Origin of the sequence: Streptomyces sp. NBC_01166 (genome assembly GCF_045039765.1) — a bacterium.
GTDB lineage: Bacteria > Actinomycetota > Actinomycetes > Streptomycetales > Streptomycetaceae > Streptomyces.
The window spans coordinates 5,737,033-5,755,783 of record NZ_CP108613.1; the positions used below are offsets into that span (position 1 = coordinate 5,737,033).

Annotated in this window: 16 protein-coding genes and 1 pseudogene; 12 read left to right on the top strand and 5 right to left on the bottom strand. The window is 70.7% G+C overall.

Going from position 1 to position 18,751, the window contains the following annotated elements; all coding sequences use genetic code 11:
• Positions 1-31: 31 nt before the first annotated feature.
• The 3 genes from OG379_RS26585 to OG379_RS26595 all read left to right on the top strand — a co-directional run bounded on the left by OG379_RS26585 (position 32) and on the right by OG379_RS26595 (position 2,236).
• Positions 32-382: a DUF3817 domain-containing protein gene (locus tag OG379_RS26585; protein ID WP_099174426.1), complete on the top strand. Its 351-nt coding sequence runs from the start codon at positions 32-34 to the stop codon at positions 380-382.
• Complete coding sequence (locus tag OG379_RS26590; protein WP_362931612.1) at positions 379-672, top strand: MTH1187 family thiamine-binding protein; 294 nt, start codon at positions 379-381, stop codon at positions 670-672. The genes OG379_RS26585 and OG379_RS26590 overlap by 4 nt, the downstream gene beginning before the upstream one ends.
• Positions 673-1,006: 334 nt before the next feature.
• Positions 1,007-2,236 (top strand): glycosyl transferase, encoded by a 1,230-nt coding sequence (locus tag OG379_RS26595; protein WP_405665533.1) that lies wholly within the window; start codon positions 1,007-1,009, stop codon positions 2,234-2,236.
• Positions 2,237-2,258: 22 nt separating this feature from the next.
• Here OG379_RS26595 and OG379_RS26600 read toward each other — a convergent pair whose 3' ends face one another.
• On the bottom strand, positions 2,259-3,245 hold the full coding sequence (locus tag OG379_RS26600; RefSeq protein WP_405665534.1) for a DUF5937 family protein: 987 nt from the start codon (positions 3,243-3,245) through the stop codon (positions 2,259-2,261).
• A gap of 75 nt (positions 3,246-3,320) precedes the next feature.
• Between OG379_RS26600 and OG379_RS26605 the strand changes: the two are divergent.
• The 4 genes and pseudogenes from OG379_RS26605 to OG379_RS26620 all read left to right on the top strand — a co-directional run bounded on the left by OG379_RS26605 (position 3,321) and on the right by OG379_RS26620 (position 7,413).
• Positions 3,321-4,698: pseudogene (locus OG379_RS26605) on the top strand (MFS transporter).
• Between the two features lie 10 nt (positions 4,699-4,708).
• Entirely contained in the window at positions 4,709-5,218 is a 510-nt protein-coding gene (locus OG379_RS26610) for a MarR family transcriptional regulator (protein ID WP_356711533.1), read from the top strand.
• 77 nt (positions 5,219-5,295) lie between these two features.
• Positions 5,296-5,628: a DUF3817 domain-containing protein gene (locus OG379_RS26615; protein ID WP_393760952.1), complete on the top strand. Its 333-nt coding sequence runs from the start codon at positions 5,296-5,298 to the stop codon at positions 5,626-5,628.
• 84 nt (positions 5,629-5,712) lie between these two features.
• Positions 5,713-7,413 (top strand): methylmalonyl-CoA mutase, encoded by a 1,701-nt coding sequence (locus tag OG379_RS26620; RefSeq protein ID WP_393760954.1) that lies wholly within the window; start codon positions 5,713-5,715, stop codon positions 7,411-7,413.
• A gap of 7 nt (positions 7,414-7,420) precedes the next feature.
• On the opposite strand, the gene OG379_RS26625 is transcribed toward OG379_RS26620, so the two are convergent.
• Positions 7,421-8,056, bottom strand: coding sequence for a TetR/AcrR family transcriptional regulator (locus OG379_RS26625; RefSeq protein WP_405665535.1), 636 nt, complete (start codon positions 8,054-8,056; stop codon positions 7,421-7,423).
• 318 nt (positions 8,057-8,374) lie between these two features.
• Between OG379_RS26625 and OG379_RS26630 the strand changes: the two genes are divergently transcribed.
• The 4 genes from OG379_RS26630 (at position 8,375) to OG379_RS26645 (ending at position 12,552) form a co-directional block, all read left to right on the top strand.
• Positions 8,375-9,352: a tetratricopeptide repeat protein gene (locus OG379_RS26630; protein ID WP_405665536.1), complete on the top strand. Its 978-nt coding sequence runs from the start codon at positions 8,375-8,377 to the stop codon at positions 9,350-9,352.
• A 599-nt stretch (positions 9,353-9,951) separates the two neighbouring features.
• Positions 9,952-10,593 carry a DUF6230 family protein gene (locus OG379_RS26635; protein WP_393760960.1) on the top strand — a complete coding sequence of 214 codons (642 nt, stop codon included), beginning with the start codon at positions 9,952-9,954 and terminating at the stop codon, positions 10,591-10,593.
• 95 nt (positions 10,594-10,688) lie between these two features.
• Entirely contained in the window at positions 10,689-11,255 is a 567-nt protein-coding gene (locus OG379_RS26640; RefSeq protein WP_405665538.1) for a DUF6114 domain-containing protein, read from the top strand.
• The gene (locus OG379_RS26645; RefSeq protein ID WP_405665539.1) at positions 11,245-12,552 is read left to right on the top strand and encodes a hypothetical protein; all 1,308 of its coding nucleotides are present in this window, start codon (positions 11,245-11,247) and stop codon (positions 12,550-12,552) included. The genes OG379_RS26640 and OG379_RS26645 overlap by 11 nt, the downstream gene beginning before the upstream one ends.
• 93 nt (positions 12,553-12,645) lie before the next feature.
• Here OG379_RS26645 and pyk read toward each other — a convergent pair whose 3' ends face one another.
• The 3 genes from pyk to pta all read right to left on the bottom strand — a co-directional run bounded on the left by pyk (position 12,646) and on the right by pta (position 17,466).
• On the bottom strand, positions 12,646-14,073 hold the full coding sequence (gene pyk, locus OG379_RS26650) for a pyruvate kinase (RefSeq protein ID WP_405665540.1): 1,428 nt from the start codon (positions 14,071-14,073) through the stop codon (positions 12,646-12,648).
• A 74-nt stretch (positions 14,074-14,147) separates the two neighbouring features.
• Entirely contained in the window at positions 14,148-15,389 is a 1,242-nt protein-coding gene (locus OG379_RS26655) for an acetate kinase (RefSeq protein WP_405665541.1), read from the bottom strand.
• Positions 15,390-15,393: 4 nt separating this feature from the next.
• The gene (pta, locus tag OG379_RS26660) at positions 15,394-17,466 is read right to left on the bottom strand and encodes a phosphate acetyltransferase (RefSeq protein WP_393760968.1); all 2,073 of its coding nucleotides are present in this window, start codon (positions 17,464-17,466) and stop codon (positions 15,394-15,396) included.
• Positions 17,467-17,706: 240 nt separating this feature from the next.
• Between pta and OG379_RS26665 the strand changes: the two genes are divergently transcribed.
• Positions 17,707-18,732 carry an ATP-dependent 6-phosphofructokinase gene (locus OG379_RS26665; RefSeq protein ID WP_104789209.1) on the top strand — a complete coding sequence of 342 codons (1,026 nt, stop codon included), beginning with the start codon at positions 17,707-17,709 and terminating at the stop codon, positions 18,730-18,732.
• Positions 18,733-18,751: the final 19 nt, after the last annotated feature.

Genomic DNA, 18,751 nt, shown 5'->3' on the forward strand with positions numbered 1-18,751 from the left:
CACGCCCCTCCCACCCACCGAAGGTGCCCTCGTGGACATCAAGACCGCTTCCGCCCTGCACCGGCTGCGCCTCATCTCGCTTCCCGAGGCGCTGTCCTTCCCGGCGCTGATCCTTTTCGGCTCGGTGCTCAGCCGGGTCTCGGACATCGACTTCCTGATGATGCCGCTCGGCATGCTGCACGGCATCCTCTTCACGATCTACCTGGTGTTCCTGCTGGACGTGTGGGCCAAGGCCAAGTGGCCGTTCAAGCGTGTCGCCCTGTTCTTCCTCCTCGCCGTGCTGCCCTTCGGCGGGCTCTACGGCGAGAAGCTGCTCAAGAAGTACGAGGCCGACGGTGTCATCGCCGCCCGCGCCCGCGCCGAGGGGACGGTCAGCGCATGATCGTCGCCTTCTCCGTCACGCCCCTGGGCGTCGGCGAGGACGTCGGTGAGTACGTCGCCGACGCCGTCCGTGTCGTCCGGGAGTCCGGGCTGCCCAACCGCACGGACGCGATGTTCACCTCCATCGAGGGCGAGTGGGACGAGGTCATGGACGTCGTGAAGCGCGCCGTGGCCGCCGTCGAGGCACGTGCGGGCCGCGTCTCCCTCGTGCTGAAGGCCGACATCCGGCCGGGCGTCACCGACGGTCTGACCTCCAAGGTCGAGACGGTGGAGCGGCACCTGGCGGGCTGACGCCCCGTCCGCGCACCGGCCGCACGCGCACGACGAGCCCCCGATGCCTTCCGGCGCCGGGGGCTCGTTCCGTTCGGGCGAAGAAATCCGCTCACTCGGACCTGCCGGGTCGCCGCCCCGCAGGTTCTCCCCTTCTGTGGGGACACCGGCAAATTCGACCGTTGGAGGCGCGATGCCGTCGGAAAGACGTGACCACGACCGGGGCGGCAGCCGCGGTCTGCCTGCGGGGCCTCTCGCGGAACGGCCCGCGACCGGGTACCGGGTGCGGTACCGCGGCCTCCTCCGCACCGGGTGGCACCGAATACGAGCGGTCCTCCCGCTGACGCTCGCCCCCGTGTCCGCAGGGCTCGTGCTGCTCTTCCTGGTCCTGCCCGCGCACCGGGCCGTGCGCGGGAACGGCCAGGCGTGGCTCGGTCTCGCCGACTCCGTGACCGTGGCAACGCTCGGCCTGGTCGCCGTGTTCGCACCGGTCGGCCTCGCCCTGGCCCTGCACGCCGTGACGGTGGCCAGGGACCCGGTACCGGTGACGCCCGAACCCGGCACCCGGGTCGCCTTCCTCGCCACGTACGTACCGGGCAGGGAGCCCCTCTCCGCGGTGCGCGCCAACCTGGAGGGTGCGGCACGGATGCGGCACCCCGGGCCGCTGGACGTCTGGCTGCTCGACGAGGGCGACGACCCGGAAGCCAGGATGCTCTGCGCCGAGCTGGGCGTGCACCACTTCACCCGCCTCGGCGTGCCCGAGTGGAACCAGGAGGAGGGGCCGCACCAGGCCGGCACCGAGCACGGCAACCGCAACGCCTGGATCGCCAAGCACGGTGACGCGTACGACCTCCTCGCCTCCGTGGACACCGGTCACGTCCCGCTGCCCGGCTTCCTGGAGCGGACGACGGGCTACTTCCGTGACCCGGACACCGCGTTCGTCGTCGGCCCGTGGCTCGCCGGGGACCACGACTTCCACGCGCTGGTGCAGCGGGCGGGCAACCGTTACGGCGCGCCCGTGCTCGCCGGCCCCGGAAGCGTCGTACGCATCGCGGCACTGCGCCAGGCCGGCGGCTTCCACGGCTCCGGCACCGAGGACACGACGACGGGTTTCGAGATCCACCGGCGCCGCAACCCGGGGACCGGGCAGTACTGGCGCTCCGTCCACACCCCGGACGTGCCGGCCTCCCGCGAGGGGCACGTCACCCCTTCGGACCGCCACGGCCGGTGGCCGCACCGGTCCCGGGCGGAGCTGCTGCGGCAGTACGGGAAGGCGCTGTTCCGGGTGCCGCCCGGCCGGCTCATCGGCTACACGCTGCTCCTCGTCCACCATCCCGTGGCCACCGTCGCCGGGCTGCTCGGAGTGCTGAGCTGCCTGGCGGCCACCGTCCACACGGCGGCCCGCGGCTGGGCGGTGCTCGCGCTGCTGATCGCCCTCGCGCCGCTCGCGGTCCGGTCCTTCACGATGCTGCGGGAGCGCGGGTACGGAGGCGGCGCACGGCACCGGTCCCGCGTGCCCGCTCCGGGCCAGGAGACGGAGCCCGCGCTCGCCACTGCCGCGGGGAACCCCGCCGCGGGGAGCTGACCCGCCTGCCCGGACACCGGACCTACGGCTCCTGCGCCGCCAGCGCGATGCCCAGCGGGGTGCGCTCGTACAGCACCTGGTGGCCGTAGCGCCGCGAGGTGAGCAGACCCGCCGCGCGCAGCGCCGACAGATGCGCGGACACGGAGGACGGGGCGAGCGAGAGCCGGTTCGCCAGCGCGCTCGTCCCGGCCGGTTCACCGAGGGCGCACAGCACGTCGGCGCGGCCCCGCCCCAGCAGCCGGGCGAGCGCGTCCGGCGTCCGGCCCGCGGACTCCGTCCACAGCCCGCCGATGCCACGCGCGGGGTAGACCACCGCGGGCTGCCAGGGGGGCTCGAAGCCGCCGACCACATCCGGCCAGGTGAAGACGCTGGGCACCAGGACGAGCCCCTGCCCGCCCAGGACCCGGCTGTGGTTCCCGACGGTGCCGACCACGGTCAGCGTCGAGTCGGCCCATTGCAGCCGCGGACTGACCTCGCCGAGCAGCCGCTCGAAACCGACCTCGGCGAGGCGCCGCGAGTGGTAGGCGATGTCCGCCTCCAGCAGGGCGCGCAGCCGGGGCCAGTGCGGCTCGACCATCAGCTCCCACGCCCGCTCCAGCAGGTCCGCCAGCTCCCGGACCGCCCGTGCCGGGTCGGCCAGCATCCGCTGCCCGGCGGGGGAGCGCAGGCCGCCCGGGGTGTCGGCGAGCGCGTGCGCCATGTCGTCGCGGGCGGCCGCCGGATCCATCGCGCGTACGGTCGCGATCTCCTCGGCGAAGGTGGCGAGCGGCCCGAGCGGCGGCGGGCAGATGAAGTCCGGGTTGTAGCCGCCGTCCGGCATCAGCAGCCACAGCGGCGTGAGGTCCAGCCCGGCGGCGTCCTTCCTGACCCGCCGGAGCCAGGGCAGGTGGTAGCCGTGCCGTCCGGGGCGGCGGAGCAGGCGCACGGCCTCCTGCGTCTCCCAGAGCGGGGAGAGCGCGAAGCGGCAGCGGAGCAGATCGCTCTCGTCGAAGTACAGATGGAACGGCATGGATGCTCCCGCTCGGACTTTCGGCGTGAGCCGAAAGTCTAGGGAGAGGCCGGACCGTTCGCTCAAGCTGCCTCCATGTCGAGCGACACCACCACCCCGGCGGGTGCACCCCGCGAAGAGCCCGCCGAGAAGGCGCTGTCCCCGGCCCTGCCCCCGGAGCGCGCCTCCTCACCCGACCCGGGCCGCGCTCCGGAGGCAGATCCCGGCACCGCTGCCGGGGGATACCGCGCGGTCTTCGCCGTACGGGAGTTCCGGGTGGTCTTCGCAGCCCATCTGTTCTCCCTCCTCGGCGTGATCGTCAGCGAGCTGGCGCTCACCGTGCTGGTCTACGACCTCACGGGCTCGCCCCTTCTGTCCGCCCTCACCTTCGCGCTCGGCTTCCTGCCGTACATCGTCGGCGGCACGCTCTTCGCGGGGGTCGCCGACCGGTACCCCGCCCGCCGCGTCCTCGTCACCTGCGACCTGGTCTGCGCCGGCTGCGTCGCCGTGATGGTGCTCCCCGGCACACCCGTCGCAGGGCTTCTCGCGCTGCGCTGCCTGGTGGCCGCGATCGCGCCCGTCTTCACCGGGACACGGACGGCGGCCCTCACCGACATCCTCGGGGAGGGCGACCTCTACGTCCTCGGCCGCTCACTGCTGCGTCTGGTCTCGCAGAGCGCCGTGCTCGTCGGCTTCGGGGCGGGCGGGCTGCTGCTCACCGCGCTCTCCCCGCGCGGGGCGATCACCGTCACCGTGGTGACGTTCCTCTGCTCGGCTGCGCTGCTGCGCCTCGGCACCCGGGACCGGCCCGCCCGCACGGGAGGGGGCGCCGGCGGCACGCTGCTCAGGGAGTCGCTCGCCGGGGCCCGCGCCGTCCTCGGCGACCGTGAGATCCGGGGGCTGCTCCTGCTCTTCTGGGTGCCGGCCTTCTTCGTGGTCGCCCCGGAGGCCCTCGCCGCTCCGTACGCGGCCGGGATCGGCGCCGGTCCGGCCGTCGTCGGACTGCTGATGTGCGCGATGGCCGTCGGCCACATCGGCGCCGAGCTGTATGTGGCGACCGCGCTCGGCCCCCGCTCCCGCACCCGGATCGTGCTGCCGGCCGCCGCGCTGGGGCTGCTGCCCCTCGTGGTGTACGCGTTCCGCCCGGGCGCCGCCCTGACCGTGGCGGTCCTCGTGCTGACCGGGGCCGGGGCGTCGTACATCATCGGGCTCGACCAGTGGTTCGTGGAGGCGGTCCCCGAGCATCTGCGGGGCCGGGCGATGACGCTCCTCACTGCCGGGCTGATGACGTTCCAGGGGCTCGGCATGACCCTCGCGGGGCTGGCGGCGGAGTTCTTCCCGGTGCACCGGGTGGTCGCGTACTCGGGTGCGGTCGGTACCGTCTGCACACTCCTGCTGGTCGTCGAGGTGCGTAGAACACGCGTCCGGTACCGAAGTGCGAGACGGTGCTGACCGCCATGTGACCAGTGGGTAAGGTCGTGGCCGTGCCGAAGCCGCTCAGCCTCCCCTTCGATCCCATCGCCCGTGCCGAGGAACTCTGGCACCGGCGCTGGGGGCCGGTGCCCTCCATGGGCGCGATCACGTCGATCATGCGTGCGCAGCAGATCCTGCTCGCCGAGGTGGACGCGGTGGTGAAACCGTACGGGCTGACGTTCGCCCGCTACGAGGCGCTCGTCCTGCTCACCTTCTCCCAGGCCGGCGAGCTGCCGATGTCCAAGATCGGCGAGCGCCTGATGGTGCACCCCACCTCCGTGACGAACACCGTCGACAGGCTGGTGCGCTCGGGGCTGGTCGACAAGCGCCCCAACCCCAACGACGGCCGCGGAACCCTCGCCTCCATCACGGACAAGGGCCGCGAGGTCGTCGAGGCGGCCAGCCAGGACCTGATGGCGATGGACTTCGGGCTCGGGGCGTACGACGACGAGGAGTGCGCCGAGATCTTCGCCATGCTGCGCCCGCTGCGGGTGGCCGCACAGGACTTCGAGGACAAGTAGCCGCACCGCCCGGGGGTGGCCTCGCGAGGGGCAGGGCGCCGCAAGATCGCCCCGGCCGTCCGGTTACGCTCGATGCCATGAAACGCAGTGTGCTGACCCGCTACCGGGTGATGGCCTACGTCACCGCCGTGATGCTGTTGATCCTGTGTGTCTGCATGATCTTCAAGTACGGCTTCGACACCGGTGAGGGTCTGACGCTCGTCGTCTCGCAGGTCCACGGTGTCCTCTACATCATCTACCTGATCTTCGCCTTCGACCTCGGTTCCAAGGCGAAGTGGCCGGTCGGCAAGCTGCTCTGGGTGCTGATCTCCGGGACGATCCCGACCGCCGCGTTCTTCGTCGAGCGCAAGGTGGTCCGGGAGGTCGAACCGCTGATCGCCGACAGCTCCCCGCAGGCCGTCAAGGCCTGATCCGCACCACCCGAACCGCCCCGCGCGAAGCGCCGGGCGGTTTGCCGTCGACATTTACTAGGACGTCCTAGTAAATTTGTCTCCATGGACGCTCATGCGATCGAGGAAGGCCGCCGCCGCTGGCAGGCCCGTTACGACAAGGCCCGCAAGCGCGACGCGGACTTCACCACGCTCTCCGGTGACCCGGTGGAGCCGGTGTACGGGCCGCGCCCCGGCGACACGTACGAAGGCTTCGAGCGGATCGGCTGGCCCGGCGAGTACCCCTTCACCCGGGGGCTCCACGCCACCGGCTACCGGGGCCGTACCTGGACCATCCGCCAGTTCGCCGGCTTCGGCAACGCCGAGCAGACCAACGAGCGGTACAAGACCATCCTGGCCAACGGCGGCGGCGGACTCAGTGTCGCCTTCGACATGCCCACCCTGATGGGCCGCGACTCCGACGATCCGCGCGCACTCGGCGAGGTCGGCCACTGCGGTGTCGCCATCGACTCCGCCGCCGACATGGAGGTCCTGTTCCGGGACATCCCGCTCGGTGACGTCACCACCTCCATGACGATCAGCGGACCCGCCGTCCCCGTCTTCTGCATGTACCTGGTCGCCGCGGAGCGCCAGGGCGTCGACCCGGGCGTGCTCAACGGCACGCTCCAGACCGACATCTTCAAGGAGTACATCGCGCAGAAGGAGTGGCTCTTCCAGCCGGAGCCCCACCTGCGCCTCATCGGCGACCTGATGGAGCACTGCGCCCGCGACATCCCCGACTACAAGCCGCTGTCGGTCTCCGGCTACCACATCCGCGAGGCCGGGGCCACGGCCGCACAGGAGCTCGCGTACACCCTCGCCGACGGCTTCGGCTACGTGGAGCTCGGTCTCTCCCGGGGCCTGGACGTCGACACCTTCGCTCCCGGGCTCTCCTTCTTCTTCGACGCGCACCTCGACTTCTTCGAGGAGATCGCCAAGTTCCGCGCCGCCCGCCGGATCTGGGCCCGCTGGATGAAGGAGACGTACGGCGCGAAGACCGACAAGGCGCAGTGGCTCCGCTTCCACACCCAGACCGCGGGTGTCTCGCTCACCGCCCAGCAGCCGTACAACAACGTCGTACGCACCGCCGTGGAGGCGCTGTCCGCCGTCCTGGGCGGCACCAACTCCCTGCACACCAACGCCCTGGACGAGACGCTCGCCCTGCCCTCCGAGCAGGCCGCCGAGATCGCGCTGCGCACCCAGCAGGTGCTCATGGAGGAGACCGGGGTCGCCAATGTCGCCGACCCGCTGGGCGGTTCGTGGTACGTCGAGCAGCTCACCGACCGCATCGAGGCCGACGCCGAGAAGATCTTCGAGCAGATCAGGGAGCGCGGCACCCGGGCGCACCCCGACGGCAAGCACCCCATCGGACCGATGACCTCCGGAATCCTGCGCGGCATCGAGGACGGCTGGTTCACCGGCGAGACCGCCGAATCCGCCTTCCGCTACCAGCAGTCGCTGGAGAAGGGCGAGAAGCGGGTCGTCGGCGTCAACGTCCACCACGGGTCCGTCACCGGTGACCTGGAGATCCTGCGCGTCAGCCACGAGGTCGAACGCGAGCAGGTGCGCGAGCTCGCCGGGCGCAAGGAAGGCCGCGAGGAGGCGAAGGTCCGTGGCGCGCTGGACGCGATGCTGGCCGCCGCGCGCGACGGCTCGAACATGATCGCGCCGATGCTGGAGGCCGTACGGGCGGAGGCGACCCTCGGCGAGATCTGTGGGGTGCTGCGCGACGAGTGGGGCGTCTACACGGAGCCGCCGGGCTTCTGACGAGCGGTCAGTCCTCCTGCGAGGCCGCCGCTCCCAGTCCCGAGAGCAGCAGCAGGGTGAAGCGCTGGGCCCAGTCGGTGTCGACGGGCTCGGCGCTCACCAGCGCGCGGTGCACCACGGCGCCGGCGATCACGTCGAAGATCAGGTCGGCGGTGCGGGCCGCCACCACCGCGTCCGGCTCGACGGGCAGTTCACCGCGCCGCTGCGCACGCTCCCGTCCCTGGAGGACGAGGTGCTTCTGGCGGGTCACGATCGAATCGCGTATACGGTCCCGCAGCGCCTCGTCCCGCGTCGACTCGGCGACCACCGCCATCAGCGCCGTCTTGGTCTCCGGACGTTCCAGCAGGGCCGCGAACTGGAGGACCACCGCCTCCACGTCGGCCGCGAGGCTGCCGAGATCGGGCAGCTCCAGTTCGTCGAAGAGGACGGCGACCGCGTCCACCACCAGCTCGTTCTTGCCGGCCCAGCGGCGGTAGAGAGTCGTCTTGGCGACCCCCGCCCGCGTCGCCACGTCGCCCATCGTCAGCTTCGACCAGCCGAGGTCGACCAGCGACGCACGGGTCGCCTCGAGGATCGCGGCATCGGCTTCGGGGCTGCGGGGTCGTCCGGAACGGGTGGGTCCGGTTGGGCTGCGGCTCAGCATGCGGCGACCATACCGGCCGGTAAGTAGTACTGACCGGCCCGGGAGCCCGTGAGACAGATCACCGGGCGCTCTTGCCCCGGAGGGGGTCCTGCCAGTTACGCTACGACCCGTAGCGTAAGAAGCGACGGTCCGTCCGTCGTGACGCCACGACCGATCGACAGCCACAGGCACCGGGTGGGGACCCGGCGCCGAACACGGGGTTTTTCAGGGCCCCGGGACCGTTTCCGTCCGCCCGTCGCGCACTCCGGCGCGGCTGTGGACGGAACCGGTTCGCGGATCGCTTTCCGGAACAGTGCGCGCAGGGGGGAGGATGTACGTATGCAGCCTAGGAACATGTCCATGAGCGGCGTCGTCGACCTCGCCGCTGTGAAGGCGGCCGGCGACGCCAAGGCGAAGGCGGAGCAGGCCCGCGCGGAGTCCGCCCGGCAGGGGGGCGGCGGCGCCGTGACCCCCGCCTCCCTGGTGATCGACGTCGACGAGGCGGGTTTCGAGACCGACGTCCTCCAGCGCTCCACCGAAGTCCCCGTCGTCATCGATTTCTGGGCCGAGTGGTGCGAGCCGTGCAAGCAGCTCGGCCCGCTCCTGGAGCGCCTCGCCGTCGAGTACAACGGCCGCTTCGTGCTGGCCAAGGTCGATGTCGACGCCAACCAGATGCTGATGCAGCAGTTCGGGATCCAGGGCATCCCGGCGGTCTTCGCCGTGGTGGCCGGACAGGCCCTCCCGCTCTTCCAGGGTGCGGCCCCCGAGAGCCAGATCCGCCAGACGCTGGACCAGCTGATCCAGGTCGGCGAGGAGCGGTTCGGTCTCACCGGGATCGCCGTCGACCCGGACGCCGCAGCGGGCGACGAGGAGGGCGCCCCCGCAGAGGTGCCCGCGGGGCCGTACGACGCGCAGCTGGAAGCCGCCGCGCAGGCGCTGGACGCCAATGACTTCGACGGCGCGGTCCGGGCCTACAGGAGCGTCCTGGCCGACGACCCGGTCAACACCGAGGCGAAGCTGGGCCTCGCCCAGGCCGAACTGCTGGGCCGCGTCGCGGGCATGGATCCGCAGCAGGTCCGCAAGGAGGCCGCGGAGAACCCGGCCCAGCCGGCGGCGCAGATGGCCGCGGCGGACCTGGACCTCGTGGGCGGGCACGTCGAGGACGCCTTCGGCCGCCTCGTCGAGACGGTCCGCCGCAATTTCGGCGACGACCGCGACGCCGTACGGGTGCGGCTCCTGGAGCTCTTCGAGGTGATCGGCCCCGACGACCCCCGGGTCACCGCCGCGCGGACAGCGCTGGCGCGCGTCTTGTTCTGATGTGACAACACGGCCGTGGTGCCCTCCGGGCACCACGGCCGTTTTCGCGGGTGAACGACAACGGACACACGCGCTTTACCAAAACTTGATAAAAGTACGCACTGTTACTCGCAGTAAATCGCCTCCATCGGTCTGTCCGGTTTCGGGTCGTAATCCCGCTGTTCGCCCGGCACCCCGGTGCCACCCTGTGTGGCCGGGCGGTACCGCCCTGTCGTGTACTGGTTATCGGGTCGTTACTAGTCAGTAACGACCCCCCTTGTATCCAGGCCGCGAATGCACCACGATCGGCCACGCTCGGTCCAATACCCCCCAGCCCGACGGCCAGTCGCGCAGGAGGGTCTTTTGGGTCCCCACCGGGTGGTCGGCGGCAGTGGCGCCGATCGCGGACAGGGGGGTTCCTGCCCCTGGGCAGGGCCTGTCCGAACCGGTTGCGCAGACGCGCGGCCAGTGGTTGTCGCTCGGGGGTGATCGCCGGTGATTCGGATGCGGTACGCGCCTCCGGTCCGGGCGCTCTCCTTCCCGAGGACGTAGCACTTCTCCCATCCCAGGGCGGGCACCATGCCCGTACCGGAGATGTACGTCCGAGAAGGAGGAAATTTATGAGTTCGCAGGTTCGCGGTGGTACCAGATGGAAGCGTTTCGCTCTGGTCATGGTGCCGAGCGTCGTCGCGACCGCAGCGGTCGGCGTCGGCCTGGCGCAGGGTGCGCTGGCGGCGTCCTTCAGCGTCTCCGGCCAGAGCTTCAAGGTCAGCACCGACAAGCTCGTCGGCGAGAACTTCGTCCAGTACGGCAGCGTCGCTGTCGGCAAGGACATGAAGGGTAACGACGCGGCGCACCCGGTGGCCGTGTCGGGCTTCAGCAAGGCCACGATCACCAACATGTGCCAGTCGGTGGTCACGCCTGACCTCCCGTTCGGTCTCGGAAGCGTCAGCCTGCAGCTGAACGCGGGTACCGACCCGAAGAAGCCTGTCGAGGCGACGAACCTTTACCTCGACGTGGCCCAGCTCGACGCGGACGCGTACTTCGAGAACATCGACATCGGCGTCGCCGCCGGTTCGGTGGGTAAGCCCGGTATCCAGTCCGGCACCGAGAAGGCCGTCAACCCGAACGGCTTCGCGCAGCGGGCCGAGAAGGCCACGCTGTCCAACGTGGAGCAGACGGCGTGGGCAACCACCGCCGGCACCTTCAAGCTCAGCAACCTGAGCCTGAAGCTGCACAAGGGCGTCAAGGAGTGCTTCTAGCACTCGCCCGGGGCGGCCGGAGGGTTCCGTGAGGACCTCCGGCTGCCCACCCCTTCTCTTCTCACAGCAGTACCGGTTCCAGGGAGCTGTTTTCCATGAGCCCCGAGTCCACAGGGCAGAACGAGCACCACCTCACCGTCTACCGGCGGGGATTCCGCACCTGGCGGGGTAACCGGCCGTTCTGGGCGGGCCTGTTCACCATCCTGGGTGGTCTACCCATCGCGTACTTCCCGTACGCCAACATGCACCTCGGCAACATGACGATCGCGATGTCCACCACCGCGGGTGCGGGGTCGCTGATCATCGGAATCCTGCTGATCACGCTGGGATTCACGATGTGGTTCCACCACATCGTGCGGGTGTTCGCAGGCGTCGCCGCGATCCTGCTCGCGCTGATCTCCATACCGGTCGCCAACATAGGCGGCTTCATCATCGGCTTCCTGTTCGCCCTTCTCGGCGGAGCGCTGTCGATCGCCTGGGCCCCGGCCGAGGCGAAGAGTCTCCCGGCCTCCGAGGCCCACGAGGCGCAGATGTCCAGGGGTGACGCCCCCGAGGCGCCTGAGCACCGTCAGGAGCCCCACGGCACGGCTGAGGCCCCGCGGAGGCCGATGCTCTTCAAGGCGGCGGCGGAGGCCGACGGTGGGAGGCATCGTGCGGGGTGACGACAGGCAGATGAACGACTTCGGTCCGGAGGACCTTCCGGAGCGGAGCGGGCCCCGCCACGCGGCGCCCAGGAAGTCACTCCTGACGAAGCTGCACATGCCCGCAGGCAAGAAGGCGTTCGCGCTCGCCGCGATGCCGACGGCCGTCTTCGTGGGCATGGGGCTCACCCCCAAGCTGGCCATGGCCGATGACAACTCGGACATACCCTTCGCCCCCGGGCCCTGTGTGACCCGCTCCGACGAGCCGTCCGAGTCGCAGGAACCGGAGACGGAGCCGACCCCGAGCGCCTCGCCGTCCGACGACGCCGGCAAGGACGACGACGCAGGCAAGGACGACGACACCGGCAAGGACGACGACACCGGCAAGGACGACGCGGGCAAGGACGACGCGACCGCGACGCCGGCTCCCTCCGCGAGTGCGAGCGCGTCCGAGGACGAGAAGTCCGCGGAGACCTCCGCGGACAAGGCCGCCACCTCGGCCACGCCCACGCCCACGGAGTCGAAGAACCCCCTCGACCCGCTGGGTGTCGGGGACGCGCTCAAGGACCTCTTCGACGGACCGGACAAGGAGACGGCCGAGCCGTCCCCCAGCGCCACCACGGAGGCCCCGAAGCCGACGGAGAGCGCCACCACGAAGCCCGTCGAGAAGGCCACGGACGCGGTGAAGGGCACGGTGGACAAGACCACCGACGCCATCCGTGACGCGGCCGAGAAGGCGGGCGAGGACGTCGAGGAGCTCGACGACGACGTCAAGGGCCTCGACCCGGTGAAGGACGAGGACATCCCGGACGGCGCCAAGGAGCGCTTCCCCTGCCCGACCGCCGACCCCGAGGCGCTCGCCGCGGCCGACCTGGAGGAAGGCCTCCCGCTGCTCCCGGACGACCCGTGGACGCTGGAGACGTCGAAGCTCACGCTCACCGGGCTCGACTACGCGGGCATCGTCGAGGTGAAGACGTACAACGGCAGCGTCAAGAAGGTGCTGAAGTTCACCGCCGACACCATCGACATCAAGGACCTGCACCAGTTGACGAAGGGTCCGGCCGGCACCACCGGCCACGTCAAGGCGGAGGAGGGTTCCACCTCCACCATCCGCAACGGCCAGGTGACCATGTACACCGAGAGCCTGAAGGGCAACCTCTTCGGCCTCATCCCCGTCACCTTCAGCCCGGAGACCCCGCCGCCGCTGAACGTGCCCTTCGCCTTCTTCACCAACGCGACGGTGACCCAGGCCGGCCAGTTCGGCGGCTCGCTCAAGGTCCCCGGACTGCAGAACTACTTCACCGGCGGCAACAGCTGACCCAGGACCCGTTCGGGAGCCGCACAAAGGCCGTGGCCCGCACCTCCGTGAGAACGGGGGTGCGGGCCACGGTCGTCGGTGCCGTACGGCGCGTCAGGCGTGCTCGCCGCCCAGGTGGTGCACCCGGACCATGTTGGTGGTGCCGGGGACGCCGGGAGGCGAGCCGGCGGTGATGACCATCGTGTCGCCGTCGTTGTAGCGGTTCAGCTTCAGCAGCTCCGCGTCCACCAGGTCGACCATGGCGTCCGTGTTGTCCACGTGCGGCACGACGTAGGACTCGACGCCCCAGCTCAGCGCGAGCTGGCTGCGGGTGGACTCCTCCGTGGTGAAGGCCAGGATCGGCTGAGCCGTGCGGTAGCGGGAGAGACGGCGGGCCGTGTCGCCGGACTTGGTGAAGGCCACCAGCGCCTTGCCGTCCAGGAAGTCCGCGATCTCGCAGGCCGCGCGGGCCACCGAACCACCCTGCGTACGGGGCTTCTTGCCCGGCACCAGCGGCTGGAGACCCTTGGAAAGGAGCTCCTCCTCGGCGGCGACGACGATCTTCGCCATCGTCTTGACCGTCTCGATCGGGTACGCGCCGACGGAGGACTCCGCCGACAGCATGACCGCGTCCGCGCCGTCCAGGATCGCGTTGGCGACGTCGGAGGCCTCGGCGCGGGTCGGGCGCGAGTTGGTGATCATCGACTCCATCATCTGGGTCGCCACGATCACCGGCTTCGCGTTGCGGCGGCACAGCTCGATGAGGCGCTTCTGCACCATCGGGACCTTCTCGAGCGGATACTCGACGGCGAGGTCACCGCGGGCGACCATCACACCGTCGAAGGCGGCGACGACGCCCTCCATGTGCTCGACGGCCTGCGGCTTCTCGACCTTGGCGATGACGGGGACCCGGCGGCCCTCCTCGTCCATCACCTTGTGCACGTCCTTGACGTCCTCGGCGTCCCGCACGAAGGACAGTGCGACCAGGTCGCAGCCCATCCGCAGGGCGAACCGCAGGTCCTCGACGTCCTTCTCGGACAGTGCGGGGACGTTGACCGCCGCCCCGGGGAGGTTGATCCCCTTGTGGTCGGAGATGACACCGCCCTCGATGACGATGGTGGTGACCCGGGGGCCGTCGACCGAGACGACCTTCAGCTCGACGTTGCCGTCGTTGATCAGGATCGGGTCACCCTTGGTGACGTCGCCCGGCAGCCCCTTGTAGGTGGTGCTGCAGATGGACTTGTCGCCGGCGACGTCCTCCGAGGTGATGACGAACTCGTCCCCGCGGACCAGCTCGACAGGACCCTCGGCGAACTTCCCGAGGCGGATCTTGGGGCCCTGGAGGTCGGCGAGCACGCCGACCGCACGGCCGGACTCGGCGGCGGCCTTGCGGACGCGGTCGTAACGGCCTTGGTGCTCCTCGTGGGATCCGTGACTGAAGTTGAAACGGGCCACGCTCATGCCGGCCTCGATCAGAGCGACGAGCTGCTCATGGGAGTCGACGGCGGGACCGAGGGTGCAGACGATTTTGGAACGGCGCATGAGGCGGATCCTATCGGTTTGTTTCACTGCGGAATATTCCGTCTGGTGGAAGATACAAAGGGGCGCGGCCCCGCTCAGTTGTGGACCAGGTCGAAGGTCTGGCCGGCGATCTCCAGCTCCTCGTCCGTAGGCACGACGGCGACCGCCACCCGGGCGCCGTCGGGCGAGACCAGCCGCGGTTCGCCGGACCGTACGGCGTTGCGGCCGGCGTCCACGGCCAGGCCGAAACCCTCCAGTCCCGCGAGCGCAGCCTCCCGCACCGGGGCCGAGTTCTCCCCGACCCCCGCCGTGAACACCACGGCGTCCACCCGGCCGAGGACGGCCGAATAGGCGCCGATGTACTTCTTCAGCCGGTGGATGTAGATGTCGAACGCGAGCGTGGCGCGCTCGTCGCCCTCGTCCACCCGGCGCCGGATCTCCCGCATGTCGTTGTCGCCGCAGAGGCCGACCAGGCCGCTCTTCTTGTTCAGCAGGACGTCGATCTCGTCCGCCGACATCCCCGCCACCCGCTTCAGGTGGAAGGTGACGGCCGGATCGATGTCCCCGGAACGCGTACCCATGACCAGCCCCTCCAAGGGGGTCAGTCCCATCGACGTCTCCACGCACCGGCCGCCCGCCACCGCGGAGGCCGAGGCACCGTTGCCCAGGTGGAGCACGATCACGTTCACGTCGGACACCGGCCGGCCCAGCAGCTCGGCCGTCCTGCGCGAGACGTACGCGTGCGAGGTGCCGTGGAAGCCGTAGCGGCGGATCCGGTGCGCGTCGGCGGTCTCGACGTCGATCGCGTACCGCGCCGCGTACTCCGGAATCGTCGTGTGGAACGCCGTGTCGAAGACCGCGACCTGAGGCAGGTCCGGGCGCAGCGCCTGCGCCGTACGGATCCCGGTGATGTTCGCCGGGTTGTGCAGCGGGGCGACGGGGACGAGCCGCTCGATCTCCTTCAGCACCTCGTCGGTGATCACGGTGGGCTGGCTGAACTTCAGCCCGCCGTGCACCACCCGGTGGCCGATCGCCGCCAGTTCGGGGGAGTCCAGACCCAGCCCGTCGGCAGCCAGCTCGTCGGCCGCGGCCTCCAGGGCCTGGGAGTGGTCGGCGATCCTGCCGGTGCGCTCGCGGGGCTCCCCGCCCTTCAGCGGTGTGTGCACCAGCCGGGAGGAGGACTCGCCGATCCGCTCGACGAGGCCGGTGGCCAGCCTCGATCGGTCGCGCATGTCCAGCAGCTGGTACTTCACCGACGAGGAGCCGGAATTCAGCACGAGTACGCGGTGCGCGTCATTCATGGAGCGGAAGCCTTCGCTGGTCGGGTCGGTGGTCATCGCGTCATTCCTCGCCCTGGGCCTGGATCGCGGTGATGGCCACCGTGTTGACGATGTCCTGGACCAGCGCGCCGCGGGAGAGGTCGTTGACCGGCTTGCGCAGCCCCTGGAGGACCGGGCCGACCGCGACCGCGCCCGCCGAACGCTGGACCGCCTTGTAGGTGTTGTTGCCGGTGTTGAGGTCCGGGAAGATCAGCACGGTCGCGCGGCCCGCCACCTCCGACGCCGGCAGCTTGGTCGCGGCGACGGTCGGCTCGACCGCCGCGTCGTACTGGATCGGCCCCTCGATCCTCAGGTCCGGCCGGGAGGCGCGTACCCGCTCCGTGGCCTCCCGCACCTTGTCGACGTCGGCGCCCGTGCCCGAGGTGCCCGTCGAGTACGAGAGCATCGCGATCCTGGGGTCCACACCGAAGCGGGCGGCGGTGACCGCCGACTGCACCGCGATGTCCGCGAGCTGCTCCGCGTCCGGATCCGGATTGACCGCGCAGTCCCCGTAGACCAGGACCTTGTCGGCGAGGCACATGAAGAAGACCGAGGAGACGATCGAGGCGTCCGGCTTGGTCTTGATGATCTCGAAGGCCGGGCGGATCGTCGCCGCCGTGGAGTGCACCGAGCCGGAGACCATGCCGTCCGCCAGGCCCTCCTGGACCATCAGCGTGCCGAAGTAGTTGACGTCCGAGACGACGTCGTACGCCAGCTCCACCGTCACCCCGCGGTGCGCGCGCAGCACGGCGTACCGCTCGGCGAAGCTCTGGCGCAGCTCGGAGGTCTGCGGATCGACGAGCTGCGTCTCCGCGAGGTCGATGCCCAGGTCGGCGGCCTTCTTGCGGATGACGTCGGTGTCCCCGAGGAGGGTCAGGTCGCAGACGTCGCGGCGCAGCAGCACGTCCGCGGCGCGCAGGACGCGCTCCTCGGTGCCCTCGGGCAGGACGACGCGGCGCCGGTCCGAACGCGCCTGCTCCAGCAGCTCGTGCTCGAACATCATCGGGGTGACCCGGCCGCTGCGGGCCACCGAGACCCGTTCCAGCAGCGCGCCGGTGTCCACGTGGCGCTCGAAGAGGCCGAGGGCGGTCTCCGCCTTGCGGGGCGTCGCCGCGTTCAGCTTTCCTTCCAGCGCGAAGAGTTCACCCGCCGTGGGGAAGGACCCGCCGGTCACCGCGACGACCGGGGTACCCGGTGCGAGGCGGGCCGCCAGCCGGAGTATCTCCTCGCCGGGGCGCTCGTTCAGGGTCAGCAGGAGGCCCGCGATGGGCGGCGTGCCGGCGCTGTGCGCGGCGAGCGAACCGATGACCAGGTCCGCGCGGTCGCCGGGGGTGACGACCATGCAGCCCGGGGTCAGGGCCTTGAGGAGGTTCGGCAGCATGGCGCCGCCGAACACGAAGTCCAGTGCGTCCCGGGCGAGGCCCGAGTCGTCGCCGAGCAGAACCGTTCCGCCCAGGGCGGTGGTGATCTGGGCGACGGTGGGCGCGGAGAGTGCCGGATCGTCGGGCAGCACGGAACAGGGGACCGGGAGCTGCGCCTTCAGCCGCTCGGCGATGTCCGTACGGTCCTCGGACGCCACCCTGTTCACGATCATGGCCAGGACGTCGCAGCCGAGGCCGGCGTACGCCCGGTAGGCGTTGCGCGTCTCGGCCCGCACGGACTCGGCGTCCTGGTCCTTGCCGCCGACCACCGCGATCACCGAGGCGCCGAACTCGTTGGCGAGCCTCGCGTTCAGGGCCAGCTCGTCGGGGAGCTGGGTGGCGGCGAAGTCGCTGCCGAGGACCAGCACCACCTCGTAGTCGCGGGCCACCCGGTGGAAACGCTCGACGAGGAGTGAGACCAGTTCGTCCGTCCCCTTCTCGGCCTGGACGGCCGAGGCCTCCTGGTAGTCCAGGCCGAAGACCGTCTCCGCGCTCTGCGAGAGCCGGTAGCGGGCCCGCAGCAGCTCGAACAGCCGGTCGGGTCCGTCGTGGACGAGCGGCCGGAAGACACCGACCCGGTCGACCTGACGCGTCAGTAGCTCCATGACTCCCAGATCGACGACCTGACGGCCGTCTCCCCGGTCGATCCCGGTCACGTACACACTGCGCGCCACGCGTGGTCTCCCGTCCTGTTTGGCTGGCATTGTCCCTTTGACGATACCTACCGGGGCAGGTGAGCCGCCCGCCGGGCAGGGTGCCCGGGGCGGGCCGCCACCGGGCCCGTACCGTCCTTGCGACGCGGTCGGAAGCGCGGGGGCCCGGCTCGGCGTGGGACAATCGTCGTGGCTCACGGTACGGGGGTTTCACGACGGTCCCCGGAATGCATGGCACTAGCGAGCAGGAGACAGAGCAGGATGCGCATCGGAATTCTCACCGCAGGCGGCGACTGCCCAGGCCTGAACGCTGTGATCCGGTCGGTCGTGCACCGAGCCGTGGTGGGCCACGGCGATGAGGTCATCGGCTTCGAGGACGGCTTCAAGGGGCTGCTCGACGGCCACTTCCGGCCCCTCGACCTGAACGCGGTCAGCGGCATCCTGGCCCGCGGCGGCACGATCCTCGGCTCGGCGCGGCTGGAGCGCGACCGGCTGCGCGAGGCCGCCGAGAACTGCGCGGAACTCTCCCTCCGTTACGGCATCGACGCGCTCATCCCGATCGGCGGCGAGGGCACGCTCACCGCGGCCCGCATGCTGTCCGACGCCGGGATGCCCGTCGTCGGCGTCCCGAAGACCATCGACAACGACATCTCCGCCACCGACCGCACCTTCGGGTTCGACACCGCCGTGGGCGTCGCAACCGAGGCCATAGACCGGCTCAAGACCACCGCCGAGTCGCACCAGCGGGTCATGGTCGTCGAGGTCATGGGCCGCCACGCGGGCTGGATCGCGCTGGAGTCCGGCATGGCCGGCGGTGCCCACGGCATCTGCCTGCCGGAGCGGCCCTTCCAGGTCGACGACCTGGTCAAGATGGTCGAGGAACGCTTCGCACGCGGCAAGAAGTTCGCCGTCATCTGCGTCGCCGAGGGAGCGCACCCGGCCGAGGGCTCCATGACGTACGCCAAGGGCGAGATCGACCAGTTCGGCCACGAGCGCTTCCAGGGCATCGGCAACCGGCTCGCCGCCGAGCTCGAACGGCGGCTCGGCAAGGAGGCCCGGCCGGTCATTCTCGGCCACGTGCAGCGCGGTGGCACGCCGACCGCGTACGACCGGGTGCTCGCGACCCGCTTCGGGTGGAACGCCGTGGAGGCCGTGCACCGCGGCGACTTCGGCCGGATGACGGCGCTGCGCGGGACCGAGATCGTGATGGCCCCGCTGGCGGACGCCGTGACCCGGCTGAAGACCGTCCCCAGCGACCGGATGTACGAGGCCGAGTCGGTCTTCTGACACTCCGCCCCGGCCGGAC